The organism is Billgrantia zhangzhouensis (assembly GCF_021404465.1).
GTDB classification, from domain to species: domain Bacteria; phylum Pseudomonadota; class Gammaproteobacteria; order Pseudomonadales; family Halomonadaceae; genus Halomonas; species Halomonas zhangzhouensis.
In genome coordinates this window covers 1-22,048 of sequence record NZ_JABFTT010000017.1, presented here as the reverse complement: position 1 = coordinate 22,048, position 22,048 = coordinate 1, and the positions used below count along the sequence as shown (strand labels likewise).

The following is a 22,048-nucleotide window of genomic DNA, read 5'->3' as shown; positions in this document are numbered from 1 at the left end:
AACGCAAACGGGTAGAACTGGCCTCTCAAACTAGTCAGCCCCAGCTCCTTCGCTCCAGGCTTGAAACGCCATAAGCCTAGTGTGCCAGGCTTCGCGCCAACATTTCCGGTGGAAAAGCCCGCGACCGAGGGGTTAATTCGTATTATCGGCACAGCGTGCCGCCGACTTTAGGCTCCCAGGGCCTCATTGCCACTCCTTCCGGCCGGCCTGGTGTCGCCGGCCCCGAACCCCTCACGTCGAGACGGGCAGTTCCTCGATCATCTCGCCCAGCCGCGCCGTAATGTCACCCCGCAGCACCTCGCCCAGGGCCTCACCGGGCGGTGCGATCTCCCCGACAAGCTGCACCTGGAAGGGCTTGCCCTGCTGGTCGAGCCGCTGTATCCAAGCCAACGCACCGCCGGAGAAACGCACCAGGGACCCGACCGGACGCAGCCCAAAGCGCTGCACGTAACGCTTCACCCAGCGCGGATCGAACAGATGTGGCGACGTAAGCAGATGACGATATATCGCATCGATACGCCAGGCGGGACGATCGGCCCGGTTGCGGCGCATCGCATCCACCACGTCCACCACCGCACTCATGCGGGCCAGTTCGGACAGGTCGTCGCCGGTGGCGCCGCTCGGATATCCACTGCCGTCGAGGCGCTCGTTGACACCGCCTATCACTGCTGTCCTGACTCCCACCGACAACCATTGACACCCCGCCAGGCGCTGCTGCAACCATTCCACATGCTCATGCAACTGAGCCCGCTCTTCAGCTCTCAGCGATTCGGCCCCCAGTAGCGCAGGCGGCAGGAGTCCCTTGCCCAGGTCGTGCACCATGGCGCTAGCCGCCAGCGCCTTGCGCACGTCCCGAGGCACCGCGCCGCTGCCGGCCAGGGCCAACATGTGCACGGCGACCCCCAGCCCATGGCGTACCAGCAGCGGCTCCTGCCCCAGGCAACGAGTGGCGAAGAGCAGCGCCTCAATGTCCTCCTCGGCCAGCTGCAATAGCATATCGGCGTGTCGGGACAGCTGCACGGAGTCGATATCGTCGCCCTGCTGCAACTCTAGCAGTTGTGCGTCTAGATAGCCGGCCACCCTGGCCAAGCGTCGCGCCATGGGCGTGGGATAGGTCAACAGGTTACGACGCCCGACGGGTGGCGCGCCCCCCGCCGCTTGGCTCTGGAACAGCATCGAAGGCAAGCGACCGACATCGGACTCGTCGTCGTAGCGTGACGACTCGCGCTCGATTTCACGCACGAAGAACCACAGCTTGCGCTCCTGCTCGGCGGTGCAGTTCTCGAAGTGGAATCCTACCCGCAGGGCCTGGCGGTCGCTATCGGCCACTTTGTGACGCGCCGCGGCCTGCACCGTGAAACGCGTCTCGTTGGGAAAACAGAATTCGATCTCGACCAGCAGCGCCTCGGCCAGCAGGCTCGCCGCCGAAGCGGGCAGTTCGAGCTGGCAGCCCTGCTGAGAGAGATCCTTGAGATCGCCCTGCACTGCCGTTTCGCCATTTCCCTCCACTCCACGCACGATGGCGCCCACCTCCATGCCCAAGCGCAAGCGCGCGCGGAAGGACTCGCGACGCTGCAGCTCCTCGAGATAGTGCGGATACTCGCACTGACAGTGGATTCGCCCTTCCTGGAGATCGAGCTGCAGCGACTTGAGCACCGGCGTGCGGATCATCTTGCCCTGTACCTGGCCCAGCAATCGAAACCCCGTGCCACGCTTGAGTTCACCGACGATTTCCCGTACTGCCGTGATGTCGAGAAGCAGCGTCTGCGGTGACCGCTGCTCCATCACCACCACGGGTATCGGGGTCGCGTCGGGCTTGTCGAGCAGCAGCGAAGCGCCACCGGGCTGGATCAACCGCTCCAGCAGCACCTCGATTTCACTCGGGCTCCCCACCCGCAGAAACTCATCCTGGACCTGCGCCATCCTTGCTACCCCACCCTTTGAGCTATTGGTGATCATCGCCTGGCCATGACGGCACACTTGCCAGCGTCTCGTTATCGGCATTTCGTTGCAGGACTTGAGCCGGACCGACCTCGATGGTCCGCTCCTTCAGGTAGACCCTGAGTGCTTCGAGCGGCATCGGGCGAGCGAAGAAGAAACCCTGGAACACATCACAGCCGTGGGCCGTCAGGAAATCGCGCTGCGCGGCCTCCTCGATCCCTTCGGCCACCACCCCCAGCCCTAAATGATGGGCCATGGAAATGATACCCTGCACGATGGCGCCATCGTGACGATTGACGGTGACGTCGCGCACGAAGCTGCGATCGATCTTGATCTTGCCGATAGGCAGCTGTTTCAGATAGCTCAGGCTGGAGAAGCCAGTGCCGAAATCGTCGATGGAGACCTCCACCCCCATGTCGCGCAGGTGATGTAACGTCTCGACTGCCGCCACGGTGTCGATCATCAGAATGCCCTCGGTGAGCTCCAACTCGAGACAGTCCGGCGGCAAGCCGGTCTCCCGCAGAGCCTGCTGCAGATTGCTGAGGAAATTGGTTCGACGGAACTGCAGCGGTGAAAGGTTGACCGACACGCGATAACGGCCATAACCCTCGGCGGCCAGACGGCACATGTCGCGGCAGGCCTGACGCAACACCCACTCGCTAATCGGTCCGATCTGGCCGGTTTCCTCGGCCAGCGGTATGAACAGGCCCGGGGAGAGGTAGCCCTTGATCGGGTGATTCCAGCGTACCAGCGCCTCGAAGCCCACGATCTCTCCGCCGCGGGCACCCAGCAGAGGCTGATAGTGGAGTTCGAAGTTCTGCGCCTCGATCGCTTCCTGCAAGTCGTTGCGCAGTGCCATGCGCATGCTCACCTCATCGTTGATGTCGCTGGTGAAGCACTCCCAGGCGTTGCGCCCCTTCTGCTTGGCCCGGTACATCGCCATATCGGCCTGTTGGATCAGCTCAACCGGATTGTCGCTACCCTCCTTGAGGCAGGCGATCCCCACGCTGGCCCCGATGTAGAGTTCATGACCGTCGACCCGATAGGGGCGGCCGACACGCGACAACAGGCGTTCGGTCAAGCGAATCGCATCTTCCTCACGGTCCAGCCCAGGCAGCAGGATGACGAACTCATCGCCACCGAACCGGGCCAGGGTATCGCCCGTGTCCAGCTCCTCCGCCAGGCGCTGGGCCACCTGAATCAGCACCTGATCGCCCACCTCGTGGCCGAGGCTGTCATTGATCGGCTTGAAGTCGTCCAGATCGACGAAAAGAACGGCCAAGTGACGGCCGTGCCGCTGTGCCTGCGACACGTCATGCAGCAGGCGATTCTCGAACAGCGACCGATTGGCCAACCCCGTCAGGGCATCGTGGCTGGCATGGAACGACAGCTTGGCCTCGTAGGACTTGCGCTCGGAAATATCGTGCTGCACGCCGACGAAGTGGGTGACGCCCCCTTCGGCATCCCTTACTGGAGCCAGGTGAAGGTCGTTCCAGAAGGGCGTACCGTCCTTGCGATAGTTGCACAGCGTGACGTTGATCTCGCGCCGCTCGGCGATTGCATGCCTCAGTTGGGCCATGGCCTTCGCATCGGTCTCCCTGCCCTGCAGGAAGCGGCCATTGCGACCAAGCACCTCATCGCGCCCGTAGCCAGTGATACGTTCGAACGCCTCGTTGACGTAGACGATGGGATTGTCGGGTTGACGGGCATCGGCGATAACGATGCCATTGGTGCTCGCCTCGACGCTTCGCTGCAGTATGCGAAGCTCCGTCTCCCGCCGATGTCGTTCGGTCATGTCCTTGGCGATGCCGTAGAAGCCGATGACGCGTTCGTTGACGACGATGGGCAGGTTGGTCACGTCGAGATAGACGCTGCGTGACTCGCGATGCTGGATAGTGACCGAGTAGCGGAACGCCTCGCCCCGGTCGACGTCGCGATAGAGCGATTCGAAGCGCGCCCGGTCACTGGGCTGCACCAGTGACGAGAAATGCGAGCCGAGCAATTGCTCCAGGGGATACCCGGTCACATTGCTGCACGCCGCATTGGCCGAGGTGAAGTGTCCCTCCAGGTCGAGAGAGAAAACGGCATCGGGGTGATAGGTGAAAAGGGAGCGGTAGCGCTGCTCGTTCTCTCTCAGCGCCTGGCGATTTCGCTCGCGCTCCACCGCCAGCGACACCAGCTCGGCCGCCTCGATCACACGTCGGCGGTCGCTCCGTGAGGGTTCGCCCGGCTGGCGATAGTAGATGGCGAAGGTACCCAGCAAGAGGTCATTGCTGCCGATCACCGGATAGGACCAGCAGGCGCCCAGGCCATGACGAGCCGCGAGATCATGTACCCCCTCCCAGCGCGAGTCGTGAGCGATGTCGGCGCAGACCACGAAATCGCGCAGATAGGCGGCACTGCCGCAGGCGCCGTTTCCCGGCCCGATCGCCACCCCCTCGATCGCATCGCAATAGGCTTGCGGCAGACCGACGCTATGGATCCGCTCCAGGCGCAGCTGGGCTCCGTCGCAGAGCATGATGGACGCGATGCCGCCCGGCACCTGAGCCTCGACGATCCGGCAGATGGCCTTGAGAATTTCCTCCAGGGGTTGGTCGCGCGCGATCAGCGTCTGAACACGCTGCTGCGCACGCAGGTGGCGCTGGGTGCGCGCCAGCGCCAGAGAGCGGCGCCGACTCAATCCGGCCATACCCAGACTGAAGGCCAGCAGGTAGCTCATCACCAGACCGCCTACGGCCACCGCCAGCGGCATCAGGCCAGCCAAGTCCGCTGCCAGCGGCCCATCGCCATGAACGATGACCTCCATGGCCACCCCGCCAGGCAGCAGCACCCAGCCGCGGCTCAACGCCATCCCCTCGCCGGTTTTCTGCTGATGGTTGGCCACCATCAGGCTCGCATTGCGCTGTACCGAAAGCCGCAGCGGCGTTACCAGGGAGCGAATCTCTTCATGAAAGAGTTGGGCAAGGTCCAGCACGGCAACCAGCGCGCCGTGCGCAGGCAGGGACAAGGGCACCGCCACCAGGGCAAGCTCGGAACGCTGCTCGTCGGGCAATACCCAGCGCGGGTAGGATCCGCCCACCGCCAACCAGTCCAGCAACCAGTCGTGCTCGGCCACCCACTCCAGAAGAAAACCCTCGTCCCGTTCGCGCCCCCAGCGGAACTGCTCGTCCCGCCCTGACTGCCAGTGAAGCGACATCAGGCTCGGCATGTCGCGGAAATAATTATCGACTTCCGCCTCGCGATAGCTCAACGGAGGCAGCCCGCCGGATTCCACCCAACGCGCCGCCATGCGCTGGATCTCACGCTGCTTGTTATCCACGACGCGCTCGGCACCGACCTTGAAGGTCAAGAACAGCTCCGAGGCATGCCGCTGCTTGGCATCGTACTGCTGCCAGGTGAGCGCATACCAGACGAAGCCGCTGGCCAGCACACCACCGGTCAGGGCCAATACCATGGCGCGGTTCAATGACGGGGCCACGGTCGGATGGCGTGCCATCAGCATCATCGCCGTGCCGCACAACAGCGCGGGCAAGGCGGTAAAAGGTGTCGTGAAGGCTACTCCCCATGAGCTGGAAAAAAGCCGCTCGGGCCAGACACCGGCCACGAGGCCCATTCCGCCCGCCACGAACAGCCCTCCCCCACCAAGCCACCAGGCAAGGCGGGCACGCGGTGAGTCGTTGCCCGCCACTAGACAAACCGACACGATCAATACTGCGATACTGGAGGCTGGCGCCAGTGCCCCCCGCCCCAGTCCGAACGGCTCCACTAGCCCGGATGGCAACCAAGTCAACACCGGCGCATACAGTCCAACAGGCAACAACAACGCCCCACACAGCTGCGCCACGTGCACCCTGCCCAACAGCCTGGCCAACAGGCCGCTCCCCACCAGCAGCATGATGGGCAGGGTGAGCCAGGGTGGCTGCCAGTCGACCGGCAACTGCCAAGTCGCAAGACCGTTGACGATACCCATGACCAGCAGCAGTACCGGCACCAGTACCAGCCAGGTATGCAACGCCACCTGCTGTGAATTATTGGGCATTCGCCCCTCGCTCGCTAATTTCCTTATCCGATTTATCGGCTGGAAATTGCGAAACTTGAGATCGATAAAAGCCTGCCTAGACTCATGGCAATGCAGGCTCCACGGCAGAGATCACTTGATTGCGCCCCTCACGCTTGGCCTGATAGAGCGCCTCGTCGGCTCGCTTGAGCGCCTCTTGAGGCGGCTCATCCTGCTGCAGATGGGTCACGCCAATGCTCGTCGTCACCGGAATGGGCTCGTCGTCGTGGCCGGTGAACTCGGTTTTCTCCACGGCGTAGCGGATGCGTTCGGCGACTTCCAGTGCCCGCGCCTGGCCGCTCCCCACCAGGATGATGACGAACTCCTCACCGCCATAGCGCGCCACGCAGTCGTGCCGGCGGGTTTGACGCACCAACAGCTCGGCAAACTGGCACAGCACGCCGTCGCCCACCGAATGGCCGTAGCTGTCGTTGATATGCTTGAAATGATCGAGATCGAGCATCAGCAGGGAGCAGGGCACGCACACCAGGCTACCCCGCCCTTCGGTATCGCGCTGCCAGGCCTGAACCTTTTCCAGGTGAACCTCCAGCGCACCGCGATTGAAGAGCCCGGTCAGAGGGTCGTGCGTGGCCTGGCGATAAAGTCTCAGCAGCAGGCTAAGCTGGAAATGGTTGGCCGCCAGCGACACGATCAGCAGGCTCGACAGCAGCCAGATACTCTCCACCCCGTGCCCGGTCAGCCAACTGCCGTCGACCGTCTGTGAGAACGCCAGTAACCCCAACATGGCAAGCCCGGCAGCCAGCGACTCCAGCAGGGTGAACGGAAAGACGCTCAGCGCCGCCACCAGCAGAAAAGGTATGAAGCCATAGCCCACCAGGCCATGCACCTGATCAGGCGGCAGCATACTCAGCACCAGCAGATAAAAACCCGCCGGCAGCGCCAATAGCATGCCGGCACTGAAACGTATGTGGCGTATCCGCTCACGGCTGAAATACGCCAATGCCAGCACTCCCACCAGCCCCAGCAGCAATATGACCCTACCCAGCAGGGTATACCCGAGCAGCTCGGTTGGCAGCATCAGGGAATCGACCACGATCCACAGCGGCGAAAGCAGCGCGAAGATGAGCCCCAAGGCCAGCACCCGGCTACGCAGATAACGCGCATGAGCGAAGGTGAAATCACGCGAGTGGTAGCGGCTGCTCAGAGTATCTCGCAAAGCGCTGAGCCCGACGAACAGCTCATGCCCCACCTCGGGCGGTTCGGCCAGCTCATCCAGACGGCGGTTCTGGTACTCGCGAAGTTCTCGTGACTTGCTGAAAAGCATGGTAAGGCCTTGTCGGGTGGCCACACATCACATGGCCGGAACTATGCAGAATCGATGTTATAACAGAGCAAAGTCAGCCTAACGAGAGGGCTGGATCCGATATACGTCAAACATCGGGCCACTCCTGGGCTATTTCACGTCCAGCTTGTCAGGCCATGTCTCAGCCACATCGCCCAGACGCGTTATCGACAGGAAACGACCCTCGGAGGTAAAAGAGAGACGAAAGGTGCCCTGAACACCCTTCCGGGACACCACGCGGCGTAGCGCTTCGGCAGGAAACACCACACGACGGCCATCGAGGCTGCGGGCCATCACCTGCCCTACCCGGCCTTCATAGTGAGCAAGGCAAGCCTCGGCGGAAAGTTCAAGCACGACATCGATATTCGGCATGAAGACTGACTTCTCAGCAATCTCGAACGGCCTTATTCTACCCCTTTCACTTGCCTCGGTCGTACTCACGGTGGTTGAGAATATCGCGCCTGGCTCACTAGCTCTACTCGAAATCCACGTTTGGGCGGGCAGTGGTAGGAAGGCGTCAAGATTGCCAACCATGATCCCGGCAGGCATCCTGTCCTCATCGTAATCATCATGGTGGAGTGCCATGCCCTACTCACCCGACGCACTAGCAGCAGTCTCGGAGTACTTGGCTTCAGCGCTACCTGAGCTTCAAGCCGTCTACCTTTATGGCAGCCAGGCCACAGGGGCGGCAACACCCGACAGCGATGTGGATCTTGCCCTGCTGCTGCCCACTCGCCTGACAGCCGAACAGCGCTGGCAGATGAGCGGTGAAGTAGCAGAAAGGTTGCGGGCCGATGTCGACCTGGTGGATCTGCGTCGGTCTTCAACCGCTTTGCAATATCAGGTCGTGACCGAGGGACGAAAGCTTTGGCAGAGCGGCAACAGCAGCGATGAATTCGAGTTGATGGTACAAAGTGAATATTGGGACTTGGCCATTCAACGACGGGAACTGATCAAAGACATCAAGCAAAGAGGCAGCGTTTATGGCCGATGAAGTGCTTCTCAACAAGAGTGCAACCATCGAACGCTGCGTGGCCAGAGCAAGGGAGGAGTACAATAAAGATCCCGTCACATTCGAACACGATCAGACGCGACAAGATGCAGCGATACTGAACTTGCAGCGAGCTTGTGAAGCCAGCATCGATGCTGGTAACCGTCTTATTCGACTGCGAAAGCTGGGGTTACCGCAGAGTGCACGTGATGTATTCGATATGCTCGCACGTGAGCACCTGATCGAGCCTGACCTTGCCACGGCGATGAAACGAATGACGGGCTTTCGCAACATTGCCGTACACGATTACCAGGCCGTGCAGATCCCCATCGTCGTCTCCATCATACAGAAACACACCGACGAGCTACTCAACTATGCCACTCGCTTGATTGAGCTGGCTTAGCCAGAATTCACGCTCAAGCGTATGCATGCCAAAGCGTTCAACATCGCCAAAGTATGCTCGCGCTGTTGCTTTACGGCGTCATCCAGAATCGTCAGCAACTTCTCGTATTCCTCCAGCATTTTTTCATCCATGCCGGTGACCTCGAAGCGGTTGCCCCCCTCGCCGCATACTCGAGCGCCCTTCCGCTTCGCATACAGGCATGTGCGGCCCGAACGAGCGGCAATTACTGCGTCTCCACCTCGAACGCCACGATCTGGCGCCGCTCGCGGGAGAATTCCACCCCGATCAGATGCATCGGTTTGCCCTGGCCGCGGTACTTGTCGGCGTAGCCCCTGGCCTTGATCTGCTCGAGTGCACTGCCTTCGGGTAGCTGCTCCACCACCTTGAACTCGAACAGGTACAAGTGCCCGGCGAAATCCACCGTCATATCGACCTTGCCGTGGTGGCTGGCGTCCTCCACCGTCACGCTCACCCCCAGCGCGGCAAAGTGGCTGTAGAACACGCTGGCATAGTGGCCCTCGTAGCGGGCGATGGGGTTGTTGCGGTACCAGTCGTGGGGCAGCCCGGCATAGAGCGCCTTGAAGTAGGCCTCCAAGCCGACCACGTCCGCCGCCTTGAGCAAACCTGGCAGCTTGAGAGTCAGTTCGTCCAGCGCATCGTCGCCGAGCCCCAGCACAGGCAGCAGCGCTTCGTTGAGGCTGGTTTCCACCTCCTGATTGGGAAAGCCCAGGCGATAGATGGGGCGGTTCGGCACCTCTTCACGCACCCCCTTCAGAGTGAGATAACCGGCCTGGAGCAGCAGCGCCTCGGTGGCGATATCGTCGACATCGAAGCGCCCCAGTAGCGCCGGTCGGCTGTGCCAAGCAATCAGCGAGGGAGTGAACACCCCCCGCTGCTTGAGCACCTCCACCAGAAAGGTGGGCGTGGCGCTCTCGAACCAGTAAGGGCCAAACTGACGTTTCTGAAACAGCAGCAATACGTCGAAGGGATTGTAAACGGCCGTGACCTCCTGCCCGCCCCAGCGGTAGCCGTTGTACCAGTGCTTGAGCTGGCTTCGCTCCAGCCCCGGCAGCTCAGGAGCGAATACCATGTCGATGTCCTCGTCAGTATAGCCGCAGATGGTCGCGTAGGGGGCATCCAGGGTGATGTCGTTGAGATTGTTGAGACCGGAGAACAGGCTCACCTTGCTGAACTTCGATACCCCCGTAAGCAGCACGAAAGCCAGGTGCGGGTCGGCATCCTTGAGCACGCTGTAGAGGTTCTTCAGCCCCTCGCGCAGCTCGCGCGCCCGTTCGGGCTCGAGCAGGTTGTCGAGAATGGGCTTGTCGTACTCGTCGACCAGCACCACCACGCGCTGGCCGTGCTTTTCGTGGGCACCCCGAATCAGGGCCGAGAACTCACCGGCTATGTCGGTCTCGCGCCGCAAGGGAACACCCAAGCGTTCGCGGTGCTGAAACAGTTGGTCGCGTATACGCTCATCGAGTTGCTCGCGGTCCTGCAGCACGCCATCGGCAAAGCTCAGGCGAATCACCGGATGCCGAATCTGCCAGTCCCACTTGTCGTGGATATGGAGCCCTTCGAACAGCGCCTCGCGCCCCTCGAACAAGCAGCGCAGCGTATCCAGCAGCAGGCTCTTGCCGAAGCGTCGCGGGCGCGAGAGGAAGTAGTAGCCCCCCTGTTCCACCAAGCGATGCAGCTGTGGGGTCTTGTCGACGTAGTAGCCGCCTTCGCGCAGCTTGTCGAAGGCTTGAATACCAATGGGCAGTTTCTGTCAGGGCGCGGCGGACACGACACTCTCCTGGGACAAGCGCTGATTCCGGGCCAGCATAGCATGGTGCACCGCCGGGTGGCTTGGTGTGGACGCACCTCTGTTTAAAGTGGCCTCTTCGAGACTAGGTGTGGGCGACCGACGTCAGCTACATTCCGCTGGCACGCGGGTTCATGTACCTGGTGAGGATGGGGTCCACTTCACATTACACCCATGATAAGATCAAAAAAACTAAAAAAGATGAGCTAAGCCATGAGAGCCTAGCCGCAAATATACGCAAGGAACCTGATATGCCTCGGGAATGGCTGCGGCGGCTTCCTTCTCGTGCCTTTTGGTCGATCAACAGGTGTGGGGTACGATGGCTGACGCTTTTGTGCGATGTTTGGCGTCATTCATTCGTGCGCTATGCATGCTATGTGGCTCTGGGCGTGTGGGCTCTTGCCGCGGATCCATTCACGCTCTCTTCGACTTCAGATCGTGCGCTCTCGCGTGAATATCAGAACATCCATGTGCGGCTCTCCGGCGTTGAAACCGCACCATTAACAGTGGTAATGATCGATGCGCAAAGCATACGGGAGTTGCATGCCGGCGGCCTAGGCTGGATGTCGAGCGATGATTGGCCACTGAATTACAATGACCATGCCCGGTTAATCACCGACTTAACCGTCAACCAGCCTCACCCTCCTAGCACCCTTTTTTACGATGTTTTTTTCGAGGTTCCACGCAGCTCGAGCGGTGATCTAGGACGGCTCGGCACTCGCATTTCCCGACTATCGAATCAAGCAAATCTTGCTGCTTTGTTTTTTGCCGGCGGCGGTAGCCCCATGCCCATTTCCGAGCTTTCTTACCAGCTGCTCGCCGAACCTCGCGTGGCGCCAACCTCGTGGAGCGGTCATGGCGACGACTACCCGATGACGGCGCCCGTGCCCTTTCAAGATTCAGATAGGGTCGATGTGATGCCAACCCCGGCAGTGGCTTTATATCAGGCGCTGTGCGACGCCGAAGAGCGTTCGTGTGACTGGCTCACTCCCAGCGAGGCACCCGACCTTTCCCTGCAATGGGCGGCTAGGGCAGCTCCGGAATGCGTGCCCGAGGAACCATTCACGCGTACGAGAGCGCTACTGAAACGCTTCTCACAAGGCGTGCTCCAGGGGCTTTATGGCAGGGCTGAGCCGCATCACCTTTCCCCGACCTGTTTGCCGATACATCTGGTTCGCGCCTCTCAGCTTTACGGCAACGAGCCAGTCTCGCTGGTACCGCCAGGCATCGATGAAGGAGCGCCCTATGCCGTGATGGTCGGGGTAGTCATGCCAAGCACACTCGATTACGTTACCACGCCCATCTATGAGCAGCTGCCGGGAGTGTTACTGCATGCCGTCGCCTTCGAGAATCTTTGGCGCCTGGAAAGCGACTATTTCCGGTACAGCGATATGACTCTATGGGGCATAGGGGCCTGGTGTCTGACGGTACTGCTATTCATGCAACAGGCGAAACGACGTCAACACTCCCCTCCCCGCTCGAAGATTCTGATGTTTTTACTCTGGTGGCTCGTCATTACCTTGGCGGTGCTTTTTCTTCAAGGGGTTTTTTACAGCCTGATGAGAGTCGTGCCGGAGGGGTGGCTATCACTAATTGCCGTCATTCCTCTGCTTCGTGAAGTGGTACTGCGCAATGAAGCCGCTACCCTACAACTCAAGGAGAAGAAAATTGTCACGAATAAGAAAGCCTTTACCAGCGAAAAAACGCCTTGATAAAAAAGCACTAGTCGCTGCCTTCGTCATGATGGCCGCTTCATACGCTTGGGCGGAAACCGTCCAGATCGTGGAAATTCCCAACCCACGCTTTACTGAAGCCCAACAGGCCGAAAGTGGCCAGTGGTTTCTGATTGAAGAGATCGATGGGTTCGTCTTACCTCTGCAGGCGAGTACCGATTCCTCCAGTCCACGGCGTGAGTTACTGTTCACCGCGGGCGGTGAGCAGTATCGCATTGCTCGAGCCGACGTGGTCCTCGCCAATGAGGTACTCGTCACTAGCGCTTGCGATACGGTTCCACTGGCCCTGGCGTCTGACACACGCTCCGCCAGCGTAAAGGGAGCCGGTGAATCATGCCATTGACGAAACGCGCTACTGCCATACTCTTTACACTGCTACTGGCAGGATGTGCCGCGCTACCCAGTGGCAATACCGAGCTCACTGGGGTGGGCTATGAAGTACGCGCCAGCGATCTCCAGAAAGTTCATCGCATGAATCGCATGCTGGTCAGCGACCAAGTCATGCTGGACTACCTCAACGGCATACTGGCTCGACTCGAAACGGCACTTGACGAGCCCTGCCATTGTATCGCCGTCGTCGATACCTTCGGCGGCTATGAAGCCTATACGCTCTCCCCTCACACCATCGTCGTAACGGCAGGCGTCATGGCCCAGGCGGAGAGTGAGGATGAGATCGCCGGCCTGCTGGCCCATGAGCTATCGCACGTCATTCATGACGATACGACAAAAGGCCATTTTCAACAGGCCGCTATCACGGCAGCCCGAGTCGGCGGTATCGCGGCCGGAAATGCCTACAGTGTGGTGCTGGGCGATGCCGCCAGAGAAACCGCTAACGGGCTGATTTATCATCGCTGGAATAGAGAGCACGAAATCCAGGCCGACGCCTTCGCTGTAACCCTGCTGGCATCGGCAGGCTACTCCCTGGACGGACTGAAAATGGCCATTCGCCGTGTGGCGCAATATTCGGAGAGCGCCCTGGCCAGCCGAGGTGACGATGCTCCCGACTGTATAACTGACGCAGGCAACAACCGCTACAACGTCAACTTCACCGGCTGCGCAGCCCGTATGACCGGCTCACGGGACAGTGTCTACGAGCCCCTCGACAGCCGGTTGGAGATGTTACAGGAAAACATCTGGGCGCTCGCCCCCGAAAAGCGGCGTCGACGTATTCAGAATGTAGTGCCACGGTTTGCCTCGGTTGACTATCTATACGGCCTCAATCGTCTCGTCTCGAACGATGAAGCCGAGCTCAGGGCAGGATTGGCCGCGGTGGAAGCGCAAGCCATTCCCACCGTGCTGGAGAAAAACGCATACGTGTACAACCAGCTCTCGCTCGCCCATATGATGCTCAACGACCTTGAGACAGCACAGCGCTATTTTCTCTACACGCTGGAAAGCGATTACCGTACCACGTTCAATTACCAACGCCTGCTGCACTATGCCAATCAGCAGCGGGACCCACAGTTGGTGAGCCACATGATTACGCTCATGCATCAGGATATTGGCCTATCCGACGAAATGCTGCCAATCGAGTACTATCTGGCAAAGCGTCACGACTTGAAATTGATGGAGATGCAGGCCTTCGCCCGCTGCGGCCTCGCCTTGGCAAGGGACATGGAGCTTGCTCAGCGCTGTTCTGACTTTGGCAAGGCTGCAGATGCCAATCGGAACATCAGTTGGTGAATGCCGACCGAGAGGAGACTTGGAAAAGCCAAGCTTCTGTATTCAGATTGGGTTCGAGCAAACCGTGCCCAACTGCGGACCAGGCAGGGGAGGTTAAACTCACCAGCGCCAGGCGGCCGCAGCCACCATGCCCAAACCGATGGCGAGCAGCGGGCTACGCCATAGGATGGCCACCAGCGTCGTTGCCAGGGCAGCCAGGCGGGCTCCTCCGTCTCCGTACACGATCAGCGGTGCCACGATGGCGATGAGCACCGAGGTGGACATGGCATCGACGAAGCGCTGCACCTTGGGGCCCAGGGGCACTCTCGACATGACCAGCAAGCCAAGCACCCGGGAGCCATAGGCGATTGCTGCCAGCAGGCCGATGGCCAACAGCGCATGCCACAGCGATGGAGAGTTCATGATGCGGACTCCCCCGCCCTATTCCTGGGCATTACCACAGCCACCAGGCCACCGGCCAGCCCCCCCATCATGATATGCAGGTAAGGCGGCAACCAGTGGTAGGCCGCAAGCGCCGCTAGCGTCGCCGCCAGCCACGGCATGGCCATGACCAGGCGTGGCCGACCGCCGAATAGCATCATCAAAAAGAAGCAGAGCATGATCACGTCCAGGCCGTAGCGCTCCGGCTGGGAGATTCCGCCTCCGAAGGTCACGCCCACCAGGGTACCCAGTATCCATGCCCCCCACAGGGCAATACCGCTGCCCAGCAAGATGCCCAGGTTGCGCTCACCGCGGTGATACTGACCCAGCGCCATCGCCCAGTTGGAGTCGCTCATCAGCAGGACCATGGCAAACTGACGTCCACGGCCAAGGGTATGCAGCCACGGGTAGAGCGCTGCGCTCATCAGCATATGGCGCGTGTGGATCGCCACGGTGACGGTGGCCAGCGCGAGCAGCGGCATGGACGAGTGCCACATATCCAGCGCCGCGAACTGCGACGGTGCCGAAAATACCAGGGTGCTGAGTAGCATCGCTTCCCAATCGGCCAGGCCGTGGTGAACGGCAGCCACCCCGAAGGCTAGACCAAAAGCCACCGTGAAGGCAGCGACCGGCATCATCATGAGCAGACCGCGCCAAATGCCCGGTGCATCCAGCCAAGCCTCGCTATTCGCCTGCCTCTTCATCATCATCCCCCTTGCATGACGGCCCCTCGTCATGGCGTTCCTCAAGCCCAGTGACTGAGAGTCGCCGCCCCCGTCGAGCTTGGCGCTAGGAAAGAAAAACAAACAGTCCTGCTTGTTTTTTTCCTTCTCAGAGTCTAGTTTGGAATTCGCACGTTGGCTATTCACTCTGCCAACGCGGGAACACAAGAGCAACAACGCCGCCGTCAACACGGCTCGGGAGAACAAGATGACCTTCAAACGCAAGGCGCTGACACTGGCAGTCACCACACTGGCCCTACCTGCTCTCTGCACCACGGCGCAGGCTTCCACTTCCTTCATCGCCAATTCCTTCTACGACCAACAACACCCGCATTCGCGGTATGGCTACATCGAGTGGGCCGAAACGGTCGAGCAACTTTCCAATGGCGAGCTGCAGCCCGAGGTGTACACCGGCACGGTGCTGTTGGCCCCGCGCGCCAATCTCCAAGGCATTCAGGACAATATCGTTCAGGTAGCCCACCACGCTGCGGTATACACCCCATCCGAGATGCCGGTCGCAAATGCGGTGCAGGAGCTTGGCTTCAACTTCGACGACCCGCTTATCGGCATTCTGGCCGTGACCGATTTCAGTACCCGCAACCCGATCCAGCTGGCGGAGTGGGAGGAGCTGGATATCGTCTACCTGGGGGCTTACAACACGCCTCCTTACGTGCTGTTCTGTCGCGAGCCAGTGCGCACGCTGGCTGAGCTGCGCGGAAAGCGCATTCGTACCGCGGGCTCCACCGTTTCGGCCTGGGTGGAGGAAGCCGGCGGCGTACCAGTCAACGTTCCTTCAAGTGAGATGTACAGCGGCCTAGATCGCGGCTCTCTGGACTGCGCCTCCAACGCTGCCAACGATTTGATCGACCGCTCGCTGTGGGAAGTAGCACAGCACACTACCCTGCTGCCCACCGGCATGTACTGGTCGGGCCCTCAGTGGGGCTTCAATCCTGAGTTCTGGGCCGGTCTGAGCAACGACCAACGCGATGTCTTCAAGGAAGCGACCGCTAAGGCCATGACACGAATGATCGTGCAGTACCTGGCCATCGCCGATGCGGCCCTGGAAGAAGCGATTGGTCACGGCAATAACGTTTATGAACCCGGCGAAGACCTAATGGATTCGGTCGAGGCGTACCGTGAAAAGGCGCTGGCCAGTGTCTACGATACGGCCCGCAATAACTACGGGATAGACGATGCCGAAGCCTTGATTGACGACTTCCTTGCGACCTACGAGAAGTGGCAAGGCTTGGTGGGTGAAGTAGACCGTAACGATGAAGAAGCCCTTGCCGCTCTGGCAATGCGCGAAATCTTCGATAAGCTGCCGGCAGACTACGGGATCTACTGACCCGTCTTGCTCAGGCCGCCTCACCGAGGCGGCCGCTGCCAACGGAATTCGCCATGACCAAGCGCCAGACCCAGGAAGAACGTTCACGCCAGACCCAGAGCCGGGTCAAGCAAGCGACCATCGAATGCATTCTGGAGAAAGGCATTCGCGCCACCTCGACGGTGGACATCGCGCGGAAAGCCGGCGTTTCACGCGGCGCTTTGCTGCATCAATATCCCTCTAAGGAATTGCTGATGCAGGCCGCGCTGGAGGACATCCTCAACAGAGAAGTCGATAGCGTTCAAGACATGGCAACACGCATCAAGGCAGGCAAGCTCGACTTCGAAACCATGCTGCAGGCGTTGCATGAGCACTTCAAGGGCGACATGTACATGGTGACGCTAGAGTTTCTCACCACGGCACGCACCGACCCAGCCATCAAGGAAGTGTTGGTGCCCCTGGCCACGAGGTTCAATGCCTCCCTAGAGCAGATCTGGGAGCAGTTGGTCATGAGTGCGGAGCATACTTCCCATGAGAAGCGTGTGGCGCTGAATGCCACGCTCTGCATGATGCGCGGTATGGGAGCACAGAGCATCTGGCGTAACGACCCGGGGCTGTACCGGGACATGCTGTTGTTCTGGAAACGAACCCTGTTGGAATTGGGTTTTTCCACTTCGGAGAACACCAAGAGAGTTCCACACAATGACAAGAACGATCGAGATACTGAATGACTGGGTGGCCAAACTCGCCCTGACGCTGGCGGCGCTGTTCTTGCTACTCATGGCGCTACATGTCTCCCTCGACGTGGCACTTCGCTACCTGTTCGGCAAGTCGTTCCCCGGTACGCTGGAAGTGGTCTCCTTCTATTACATGGTGGCCGTGGTATTCCTGCCCTTGGCGTATGTTGAGCTCAAGCGTGAGCACATCAGTGTAGATGTACTGGTCGGCCGTCTTCCCGCTTCGCTGCAGTTGGTCCTTTACCTCTTTGCTTGCAGCCTCGGCCTGCTCTACTTCGGCATGCTCTGTTATCAGAGCTACCTCGATGCCATGCGTGCGACCACCCGCATGGAAACGGCCATGGCCAACTTCCGCTTTTACCTCTGGCCCAGCCGCTGGGCGCTACCCGTCGGTTTCGGCGCCATGATGCTGGCGATTATCGCCAACATGCTGAAGGCATTGCGTTTACGTCAAGCCCTGTAGGAGTCTCCATGAGCAACCTCGAGATAGGCGTGGCAGGCATTGCCATCGCCTTGGCCCTGATCGCCCTGCGCGTGCCAATTGGCGTAGCGTTGGGACTGGTTTCGATCATCGGCATCAGTGAAATGACCAGCATGCACGTGGCCTGGGGCATGATTTCCGCCACGCCCTTCGACTTCGCTGGCACCTGGGAACTGACCGCCGCGCCGATGTTTCTGTTCATGGGCTACCTATGCACCTCGACCAACATGACCCAAGGGCTGTTTCACGCGATGCGCCTTTTCATGGCGAGGCTGCCGGGCGGCTTGGCGGTTTCCAGTGTAATGGCTTCCGCTTTTTTTGCCGCTGCCTCCGGCTCCAGCGTGGCGACCTCGGCGGCCATGTCGCGCATTGCCGTTCCCGAGATGCTGAAGTACCGCTACGACAAAGGCCTGGCCACCGGCACTGTAGCCGCCTCCGGCACGCTGGGCTCGCTGATCCCCCCTAGCGTGCTACTGGTGCTTTACGGGGTTTATGCTCAGGTCTCGGTGGGCCAGCTGTTCATGGCGGGCTTCATTCCGGGAGTGCTCTCGGCGCTGCTCTACATCGCTATGATCATGGTACGCACCAAGCTCAACCCCAGCCTGGCCGGTGATGCTGCCGTGCGCTCCAGCGCCAAGGAAAAATGGGATGCCTTTCGTGACATCTGGCCGTTGCCGCTGCTGATCGGCTCGGTGTTGGGCGGTATCTTCCTGGGTATTTTCTCCCCCACCGAGGCCGGTGCGGTAGGCACTACCATCGCCGCCCTCATCGCATTTACCAGGCGCACCCTGACCCTGCGCGCGCTGAGGGAAGCGCTGATCAGCACGGCCGTCAGCACCGCCAGCATCTTCATCATCTTGATTGGCTCGCTGTTCTTTACCCGCTTTTTGGCCCTGAGCGGCGTGCCGGCCGCTTTTTCGGAGCTGATTCTCGGCGTGAGCACCGAGACCTGGTGGATCCTGCTTGCCGTTGCTCTGATCTATCTGGTGCTCGGCATGTTCATCGACTCCATTGGCCTGCTGCTGCTGACGCTGCCGCTCATCCTGCCGCTGGTGCAAGGGGCCGATCTCAACTTGGTGTGGTTCGGCATCATCGTCGTTAAGCTGCTCGAGGTCGGCCTGGTTACGCCCCCCATAGGACTTAACGTCTACGTGATCAAGGGCGCTCTCGGTAAAAGCGTCACCCTGCCTGAAGTCTTTAAGGGCGTGAGTTGGTTCATCGTGATGGACATCGTCGCCCTGCTGTTGATTGTGCTGATCCCGGCACTCTCACTCTTCTTGCCACAGTTGATGTTTTGACATCCCGGCTCCTACAAGGAAACTCTCATGACAACGACTCGCTTCATCAATGCCAACGTCATCGATACCCGTAACGGCCAAGTCTTGCCCGACCGGCAGGTGCGCGTGCAGGACGGCCGCATCGTGGCTGTCAGTGACACCGCCCTAGAAGGAGCGGACGACCAAGTGATCGATGTACGCGGACGCTACCTGATGCCCGGTCTGGTCGATTCTCATGTCCACGTAACGGCCATTACGCCCAACTTTGCCCTGCTGGAAACGCTCTCCCCTTTCTATGTAGGCGCCAAATCGAGCCAGCTGTTGAAGGACATGCTGATGCGAGGCTTCACCACCGTGCGCGATGCCGGCGGTGCCGACCACGGGCTTGCCAGTGCCGTGGAGGAGGACAGCCTGATTGGCCCTCGGTTGATGTATGCCGGCAGGGCACTATCGCAAACCGGAGGGCACGCCGACATGCGCGGGCCGGGACAGCAGACCTTTGAAGGCTGCTTCTGCTGCGCCGGGCTCGGGCGGGTGTGCGATGGAGTGAGTGAGGTGCGCCGAGCCGCCCGCGACGAGATCCGTAAGGGCGCCACCCAGCTCAAGATTATGGCATCCGGAGGTGTCGCCTCCCCCACCGATCGGGTCGACAGCACGCAGTTCTCCATAGAGGAGATCGACGCCATCGTCGAGGAAGCCACCGCCGCCAATATCCACACCATGGCCCATGCCTATACCGCGCGCGCCATTAATCGGCTGATTCCGCGCGGCGTACGGACCATCGAACACGGCAACCTGATGGACGAAGAGAGCTGTCGCCTGTTTCTAGAGCACAGCGCCTACCTGACCCCTACGCTGATCACCTACGATGCGCTGGCAAGAGAGGGAGTCGAGGCCGGCATGGCCGAGCATCTGCAGCGCAAGGTTTACGATGTTCTGGAAGCTGGCCACAAGGCCTTGGCAATGGCTCAAGAACACGGCGTGAAGATGCTTTACGGCTCCGACCTGCTGGGCCGTATGCAGTGCTACCAGTTGGACGAGTTCCACCTTCGCAAGGACGCGATACCCACTGCCGAACTGCTCCGCAGCGCTACCTGCAACGCGGCCGATGCCTATGGCCATAGCGGCGATTTCGGCGAGGTCATTCCCGGCGCACGCGGCGACCTGCTGGTGCTCGAGGGCAACCCCCTCGACGACATCACGCTGCTGACACAGCCGAATGAGCAGTTGTTGCTGATCATGAAGGCTGGCAAGCTCTACAAGAACGTGATGTAAGCCTCCAAGCAGCCCGGCCAAGGCCGGGCTGCTCGGTTACGGGTTGAACCCTCACGAGTAAGTTACTGCGTCTCCACCTCGAACGCCACGATCTGGCGCCGCTCGCGGGAGAACTCCACCCCGATCAGATGCATCGGTTTGCCCTGGCCGCGGTACTTGTCGGCGTAGCCCCTGGCCTTGATCTGCTCGAGTGCACTGCCTGCGGGCAGCTGCTCCACCACCTTGAACTCGAACAGGTACAAGTGCCCGGCGAAATCCACCGTCATATCGACCTTGCCGTGGTGGCTGGCGTCCTCCACCGTCACGCTCACCCCCAGCGCGGCAAAGTGGCTGTAGAACACGCTGGCATAGTGGCCCTCGTAGCGGGCGATGGGGTTGTTGCGGTACCAGTCGTGGGGCAGCCCGGCATAGAGCGCCTTGAGATGGGCCTCGAGGCCAATCAGGTCATGCGCATGCAGATGCGTGAACAGCGTCTTTCGCTCGCGTGGCGCATTCTCCACCCCCAACACAGGCAGCAGGGCGTGGTTGAGGCTGGTTTCCACCTCCTGGTTGGGAAAGCCCAAGGTATAGAGCCGATAGCCCAGCATGGGCTCTTCGATATGTTTCACCGTGAGATAACCGGTCTGGAACAGCAGCGCCTCGGTGGCAATATCGTCGACATCGAAGCGGCCCAGCAATTCCGGCTCGGTCTCCCACCGATCCAACGACGGCGTGAACACCCCCCGCTGCTTGAGCACCTCCACCAGAAAGGTGGGCGTGGCGCTCTCGAACCAGTAAGGGCCAAACTGACGTTTCTGAAACAGCAGCAGTACGTCGAAGGGATTGTAAACGGCCGTGACCTCCTGCCCGCCCCAGCGGTAGCCGTTGTACCAGTGCTTGATCTGGCTTCGCTCCAGCCCCGGCAGCTCGGGAGCGAATACCATGTCGATGTCCTCGTCGGTATAGCCGCAGATGGTCGCGTAGGGGGCATCCAGGGTGATGTCGTTGAGATTGTTGAGACCGGAGAACAGGCTTACCTTGCTGAACTTCGATACCCCCGTAAGCAGCACGAAAGCCAGGTGCGGGTCGGCATCCTTGAGCACGCTGTAGAGGTTCTTCAGCCCCTCGCGCAGCTCACGCGCCCGTTCGGGCTCGAGCAGGTTGTCGAGAATGGGCTTGTCGTACTCGTCGACCAGCACCACCACGCGCTGGCCGTGCTTTTCGTGGGCACCCCGAATCAGGGCCGAGAACTCACCGGCTATGTCGGTCTCGCGCCGCAAGGGAACACCCAAGCGTTCGCGGTGCTGAAACAGTTGGTCGCGTATACGCTCATCGAGTTGCTCGCGGTTCTGCAGCACGCCATCGGCAAAGCTCAGGCGAATCACCGGATGCCGAACCTGCCAGCCCCACTTGTCGTGAATATGGAGCCCTTCGAACAGCGCCTCGCGCCCCTCGAACAAGCAGCGCAGCGTATCCAGCAGCAGGCTCTTGCCGAAGCGCCGCGGGCGCGAGAGGAAGTAGTACTTGCCCGCCTCCACCAAGCGATGCAGTTGTGGCGTCTTGTCGACGTAGTAGTAGCCGCCTTCACGGATATCGGAAAAGGTCTGAATCCCGATGGGCAGTTTCTGGTGCGGCGCGACAGTCACGATACACTCCTGAAGCAAGCTGAGCTGCGAGGCTGACAAGTGGCCAGCATAGCATTTCCAGAGCCAGCTTTACCCGGCCGGCAGATCGATAGCGATCGTGATCTTGTAATGACCCCCTGGTTTTTGCACACCCTACGCTGCTAATGCAGGGTGTGCTTGGGGTGCCACATAGCCAAGAGACTGATGTGGCCGCTCTTCGTTGTAGTATCGGATCCAGCGGCCGATGATCGCTCTGGCCTGCCCCAGCGACTCAAACCGATGTAGCCAGA

At 60.4% G+C, this 22,048-nt stretch carries 18 protein-coding genes and 2 pseudogenes; 10 read left to right on the top strand and 10 right to left on the bottom strand.

Annotated elements, in window-relative coordinates; all coding sequences use genetic code 11:
- Positions 1-231 precede the first annotated feature (231 nt).
- From HOP51_RS21115 to HOP51_RS18770, 5 genes and pseudogenes are all read right to left on the bottom strand, one after another.
- Positions 232-849, bottom strand: a pseudogene (locus tag HOP51_RS21115) (HD-GYP domain-containing protein); the annotation flags it as partial.
- A 402-nt stretch (positions 850-1,251) separates the two neighbouring features.
- A pseudogene (locus HOP51_RS21110) lies at positions 1,252-1,671 on the bottom strand (PilZ domain-containing protein); the annotation flags it as partial.
- Positions 1,672-1,945: 274 nt separating this feature from the next.
- On the bottom strand, positions 1,946-5,980 hold the full coding sequence (locus HOP51_RS18780; protein ID WP_234275410.1) for a sensor domain-containing phosphodiesterase: 4,035 nt from the start codon (positions 5,978-5,980) through the stop codon (positions 1,946-1,948).
- A gap of 82 nt (positions 5,981-6,062) precedes the next feature.
- Positions 6,063-7,283, bottom strand: coding sequence for a GGDEF domain-containing protein (locus HOP51_RS18775; RefSeq protein ID WP_234275409.1), 1,221 nt, complete (start codon positions 7,281-7,283; stop codon positions 6,063-6,065).
- A 129-nt stretch (positions 7,284-7,412) separates the two neighbouring features.
- Positions 7,413-7,673, bottom strand: a complete 261-nt coding sequence (locus HOP51_RS18770; RefSeq protein WP_234275408.1) for a DUF2835 domain-containing protein — start codon at positions 7,671-7,673, stop codon at positions 7,413-7,415.
- Positions 7,674-7,884: 211 nt separating this feature from the next.
- Between HOP51_RS18770 and mntA the strand changes: the two genes are divergently transcribed.
- Entirely contained in the window at positions 7,885-8,295 is a 411-nt protein-coding gene (gene mntA, locus HOP51_RS18765) for a type VII toxin-antitoxin system MntA family adenylyltransferase antitoxin (RefSeq protein ID WP_234275407.1), read from the top strand.
- The gene (gene hepT, locus HOP51_RS18760) at positions 8,285-8,695 is read left to right on the top strand and encodes a type VII toxin-antitoxin system HepT family RNase toxin (protein WP_234275406.1); all 411 of its coding nucleotides are present in this window, start codon (positions 8,285-8,287) and stop codon (positions 8,693-8,695) included. The genes mntA and hepT overlap by 11 nt, the downstream gene beginning before the upstream one ends.
- Positions 8,696-8,918: 223 nt before the next feature.
- On the opposite strand, the gene HOP51_RS18755 is transcribed toward hepT, so the two are convergent.
- Complete coding sequence (locus tag HOP51_RS18755; protein WP_407061823.1) at positions 8,919-10,460, bottom strand: ATP-binding protein; 1,542 nt, start codon at positions 10,458-10,460, stop codon at positions 8,919-8,921.
- 131 nt (positions 10,461-10,591) lie between these two features.
- Between HOP51_RS18755 and HOP51_RS18750 the strand changes: the two genes are divergently transcribed.
- The 3 genes from HOP51_RS18750 to HOP51_RS18740 are packed head-to-tail and all read left to right on the top strand — an operon-like array spanning position 10,592 to position 13,918.
- Entirely contained in the window at positions 10,592-12,214 is a 1,623-nt protein-coding gene (locus HOP51_RS18750; RefSeq protein ID WP_234275405.1) for a CHASE2 domain-containing protein, read from the top strand.
- The gene (locus tag HOP51_RS18745; RefSeq protein WP_234275404.1) at positions 12,171-12,578 is read left to right on the top strand and encodes a hypothetical protein; all 408 of its coding nucleotides are present in this window, start codon (positions 12,171-12,173) and stop codon (positions 12,576-12,578) included. Before HOP51_RS18750 ends, HOP51_RS18745 begins: the two co-directional genes overlap by 44 nt.
- Positions 12,569-13,918, top strand: coding sequence for a M48 family metalloprotease (locus tag HOP51_RS18740; RefSeq protein ID WP_234275403.1), 1,350 nt, complete (start codon positions 12,569-12,571; stop codon positions 13,916-13,918). The genes HOP51_RS18745 and HOP51_RS18740 overlap by 10 nt, the downstream gene beginning before the upstream one ends.
- A gap of 99 nt (positions 13,919-14,017) precedes the next feature.
- Here HOP51_RS18740 and HOP51_RS18735 read toward each other — a convergent pair whose 3' ends face one another.
- The gene (locus HOP51_RS18735) at positions 14,018-14,320 is read right to left on the bottom strand and encodes an AzlD family protein (RefSeq protein WP_234275402.1); all 303 of its coding nucleotides are present in this window, start codon (positions 14,318-14,320) and stop codon (positions 14,018-14,020) included.
- Positions 14,317-15,042 carry an AzlC family ABC transporter permease gene (locus tag HOP51_RS18730; protein WP_234275401.1) on the bottom strand — a complete coding sequence of 242 codons (726 nt, stop codon included), beginning with the start codon at positions 15,040-15,042 and terminating at the stop codon, positions 14,317-14,319. The genes HOP51_RS18735 and HOP51_RS18730 overlap by 4 nt, the downstream gene beginning before the upstream one ends.
- Positions 15,043-15,268: 226 nt before the next feature.
- On the opposite strand from HOP51_RS18730, the gene HOP51_RS18725 reads away from it, so the two are divergent.
- From HOP51_RS18725 to HOP51_RS18705, 5 genes are read left to right on the top strand one after another with little or no spacing between them, the layout of a single operon-like run.
- Positions 15,269-16,405, top strand: a complete 1,137-nt coding sequence (locus HOP51_RS18725) for a C4-dicarboxylate TRAP transporter substrate-binding protein (protein ID WP_234275400.1) — start codon at positions 15,269-15,271, stop codon at positions 16,403-16,405.
- Between the two features lie 53 nt (positions 16,406-16,458).
- Positions 16,459-17,115: a TetR/AcrR family transcriptional regulator gene (locus HOP51_RS18720; RefSeq protein WP_234275399.1), complete on the top strand. Its 657-nt coding sequence runs from the start codon at positions 16,459-16,461 to the stop codon at positions 17,113-17,115.
- Positions 17,087-17,584: a TRAP transporter small permease gene (locus HOP51_RS18715; RefSeq protein ID WP_234275398.1), complete on the top strand. Its 498-nt coding sequence runs from the start codon at positions 17,087-17,089 to the stop codon at positions 17,582-17,584. The genes HOP51_RS18720 and HOP51_RS18715 overlap by 29 nt, the downstream gene beginning before the upstream one ends.
- Positions 17,585-17,592: 8 nt before the next feature.
- Positions 17,593-18,900 carry a TRAP transporter large permease gene (locus tag HOP51_RS18710; protein ID WP_234275397.1) on the top strand — a complete coding sequence of 436 codons (1,308 nt, stop codon included), beginning with the start codon at positions 17,593-17,595 and terminating at the stop codon, positions 18,898-18,900.
- A 27-nt stretch (positions 18,901-18,927) separates the two neighbouring features.
- The gene (locus HOP51_RS18705; protein WP_234275396.1) at positions 18,928-20,154 is read left to right on the top strand and encodes a metal-dependent hydrolase family protein; all 1,227 of its coding nucleotides are present in this window, start codon (positions 18,928-18,930) and stop codon (positions 20,152-20,154) included.
- Between the two features lie 62 nt (positions 20,155-20,216).
- Here the strand turns inward: HOP51_RS18705 and HOP51_RS18700 are convergent, their stop codons facing one another.
- Together HOP51_RS18700 and HOP51_RS18695 are read right to left on the bottom strand one after the other, a co-directional pair.
- Positions 20,217-21,779 (bottom strand): AAA family ATPase, encoded by a 1,563-nt coding sequence (locus HOP51_RS18700; RefSeq protein ID WP_234275395.1) that lies wholly within the window; start codon positions 21,777-21,779, stop codon positions 20,217-20,219.
- Positions 21,780-21,911: 132 nt separating this feature from the next.
- A partial coding sequence (locus tag HOP51_RS18695; RefSeq protein ID WP_234274606.1) for an integrase core domain-containing protein occupies positions 21,912-22,048 on the bottom strand: 137 nt, incomplete at its 5' end.

Bases quoted from the DNA above. Each gene is read 5' to 3' on its own strand.
- HOP51_RS18780 (WP_234275410.1), bottom strand. From the start codon at position 5,980: ATGCCCAATAATTCACAGCAGGTGGCGTTGCATACCTGGCTGGTACTG.
- HOP51_RS18775 (WP_234275409.1), bottom strand. From the start codon at position 7,283: ATGCTTTTCAGCAAGTCACGAGAACTTCGCGAGTACCAGAACCGCCGT.
- HOP51_RS18770 (WP_234275408.1), bottom strand. From the start codon at position 7,673: ATGCCGAATATCGATGTCGTGCTTGAACTTTCCGCCGAGGCTTGCCTT.
- mntA (WP_234275407.1), top strand. From the start codon at position 7,885: ATGCCCTACTCACCCGACGCACTAGCAGCAGTCTCGGAGTACTTGGCT.
- hepT (WP_234275406.1), top strand. From the start codon at position 8,285: ATGGCCGATGAAGTGCTTCTCAACAAGAGTGCAACCATCGAACGCTGC.
- HOP51_RS18740 (WP_234275403.1), top strand. From the start codon at position 12,569: ATGCCATTGACGAAACGCGCTACTGCCATACTCTTTACACTGCTACTG.
- HOP51_RS18735 (WP_234275402.1), bottom strand. From the start codon at position 14,320: ATGAACTCTCCATCGCTGTGGCATGCGCTGTTGGCCATCGGCCTGCTG.
- HOP51_RS18730 (WP_234275401.1), bottom strand. From the start codon at position 15,042: ATGAAGAGGCAGGCGAATAGCGAGGCTTGGCTGGATGCACCGGGCATT.
- HOP51_RS18725 (WP_234275400.1), top strand. From the start codon at position 15,269: ATGACCTTCAAACGCAAGGCGCTGACACTGGCAGTCACCACACTGGCC.
- HOP51_RS18720 (WP_234275399.1), top strand. From the start codon at position 16,459: ATGACCAAGCGCCAGACCCAGGAAGAACGTTCACGCCAGACCCAGAGC.
- HOP51_RS18715 (WP_234275398.1), top strand. From the start codon at position 17,087: ATGACAAGAACGATCGAGATACTGAATGACTGGGTGGCCAAACTCGCC.
- HOP51_RS18710 (WP_234275397.1), top strand. From the start codon at position 17,593: ATGAGCAACCTCGAGATAGGCGTGGCAGGCATTGCCATCGCCTTGGCC.
- HOP51_RS18705 (WP_234275396.1), top strand. From the start codon at position 18,928: ATGACAACGACTCGCTTCATCAATGCCAACGTCATCGATACCCGTAAC.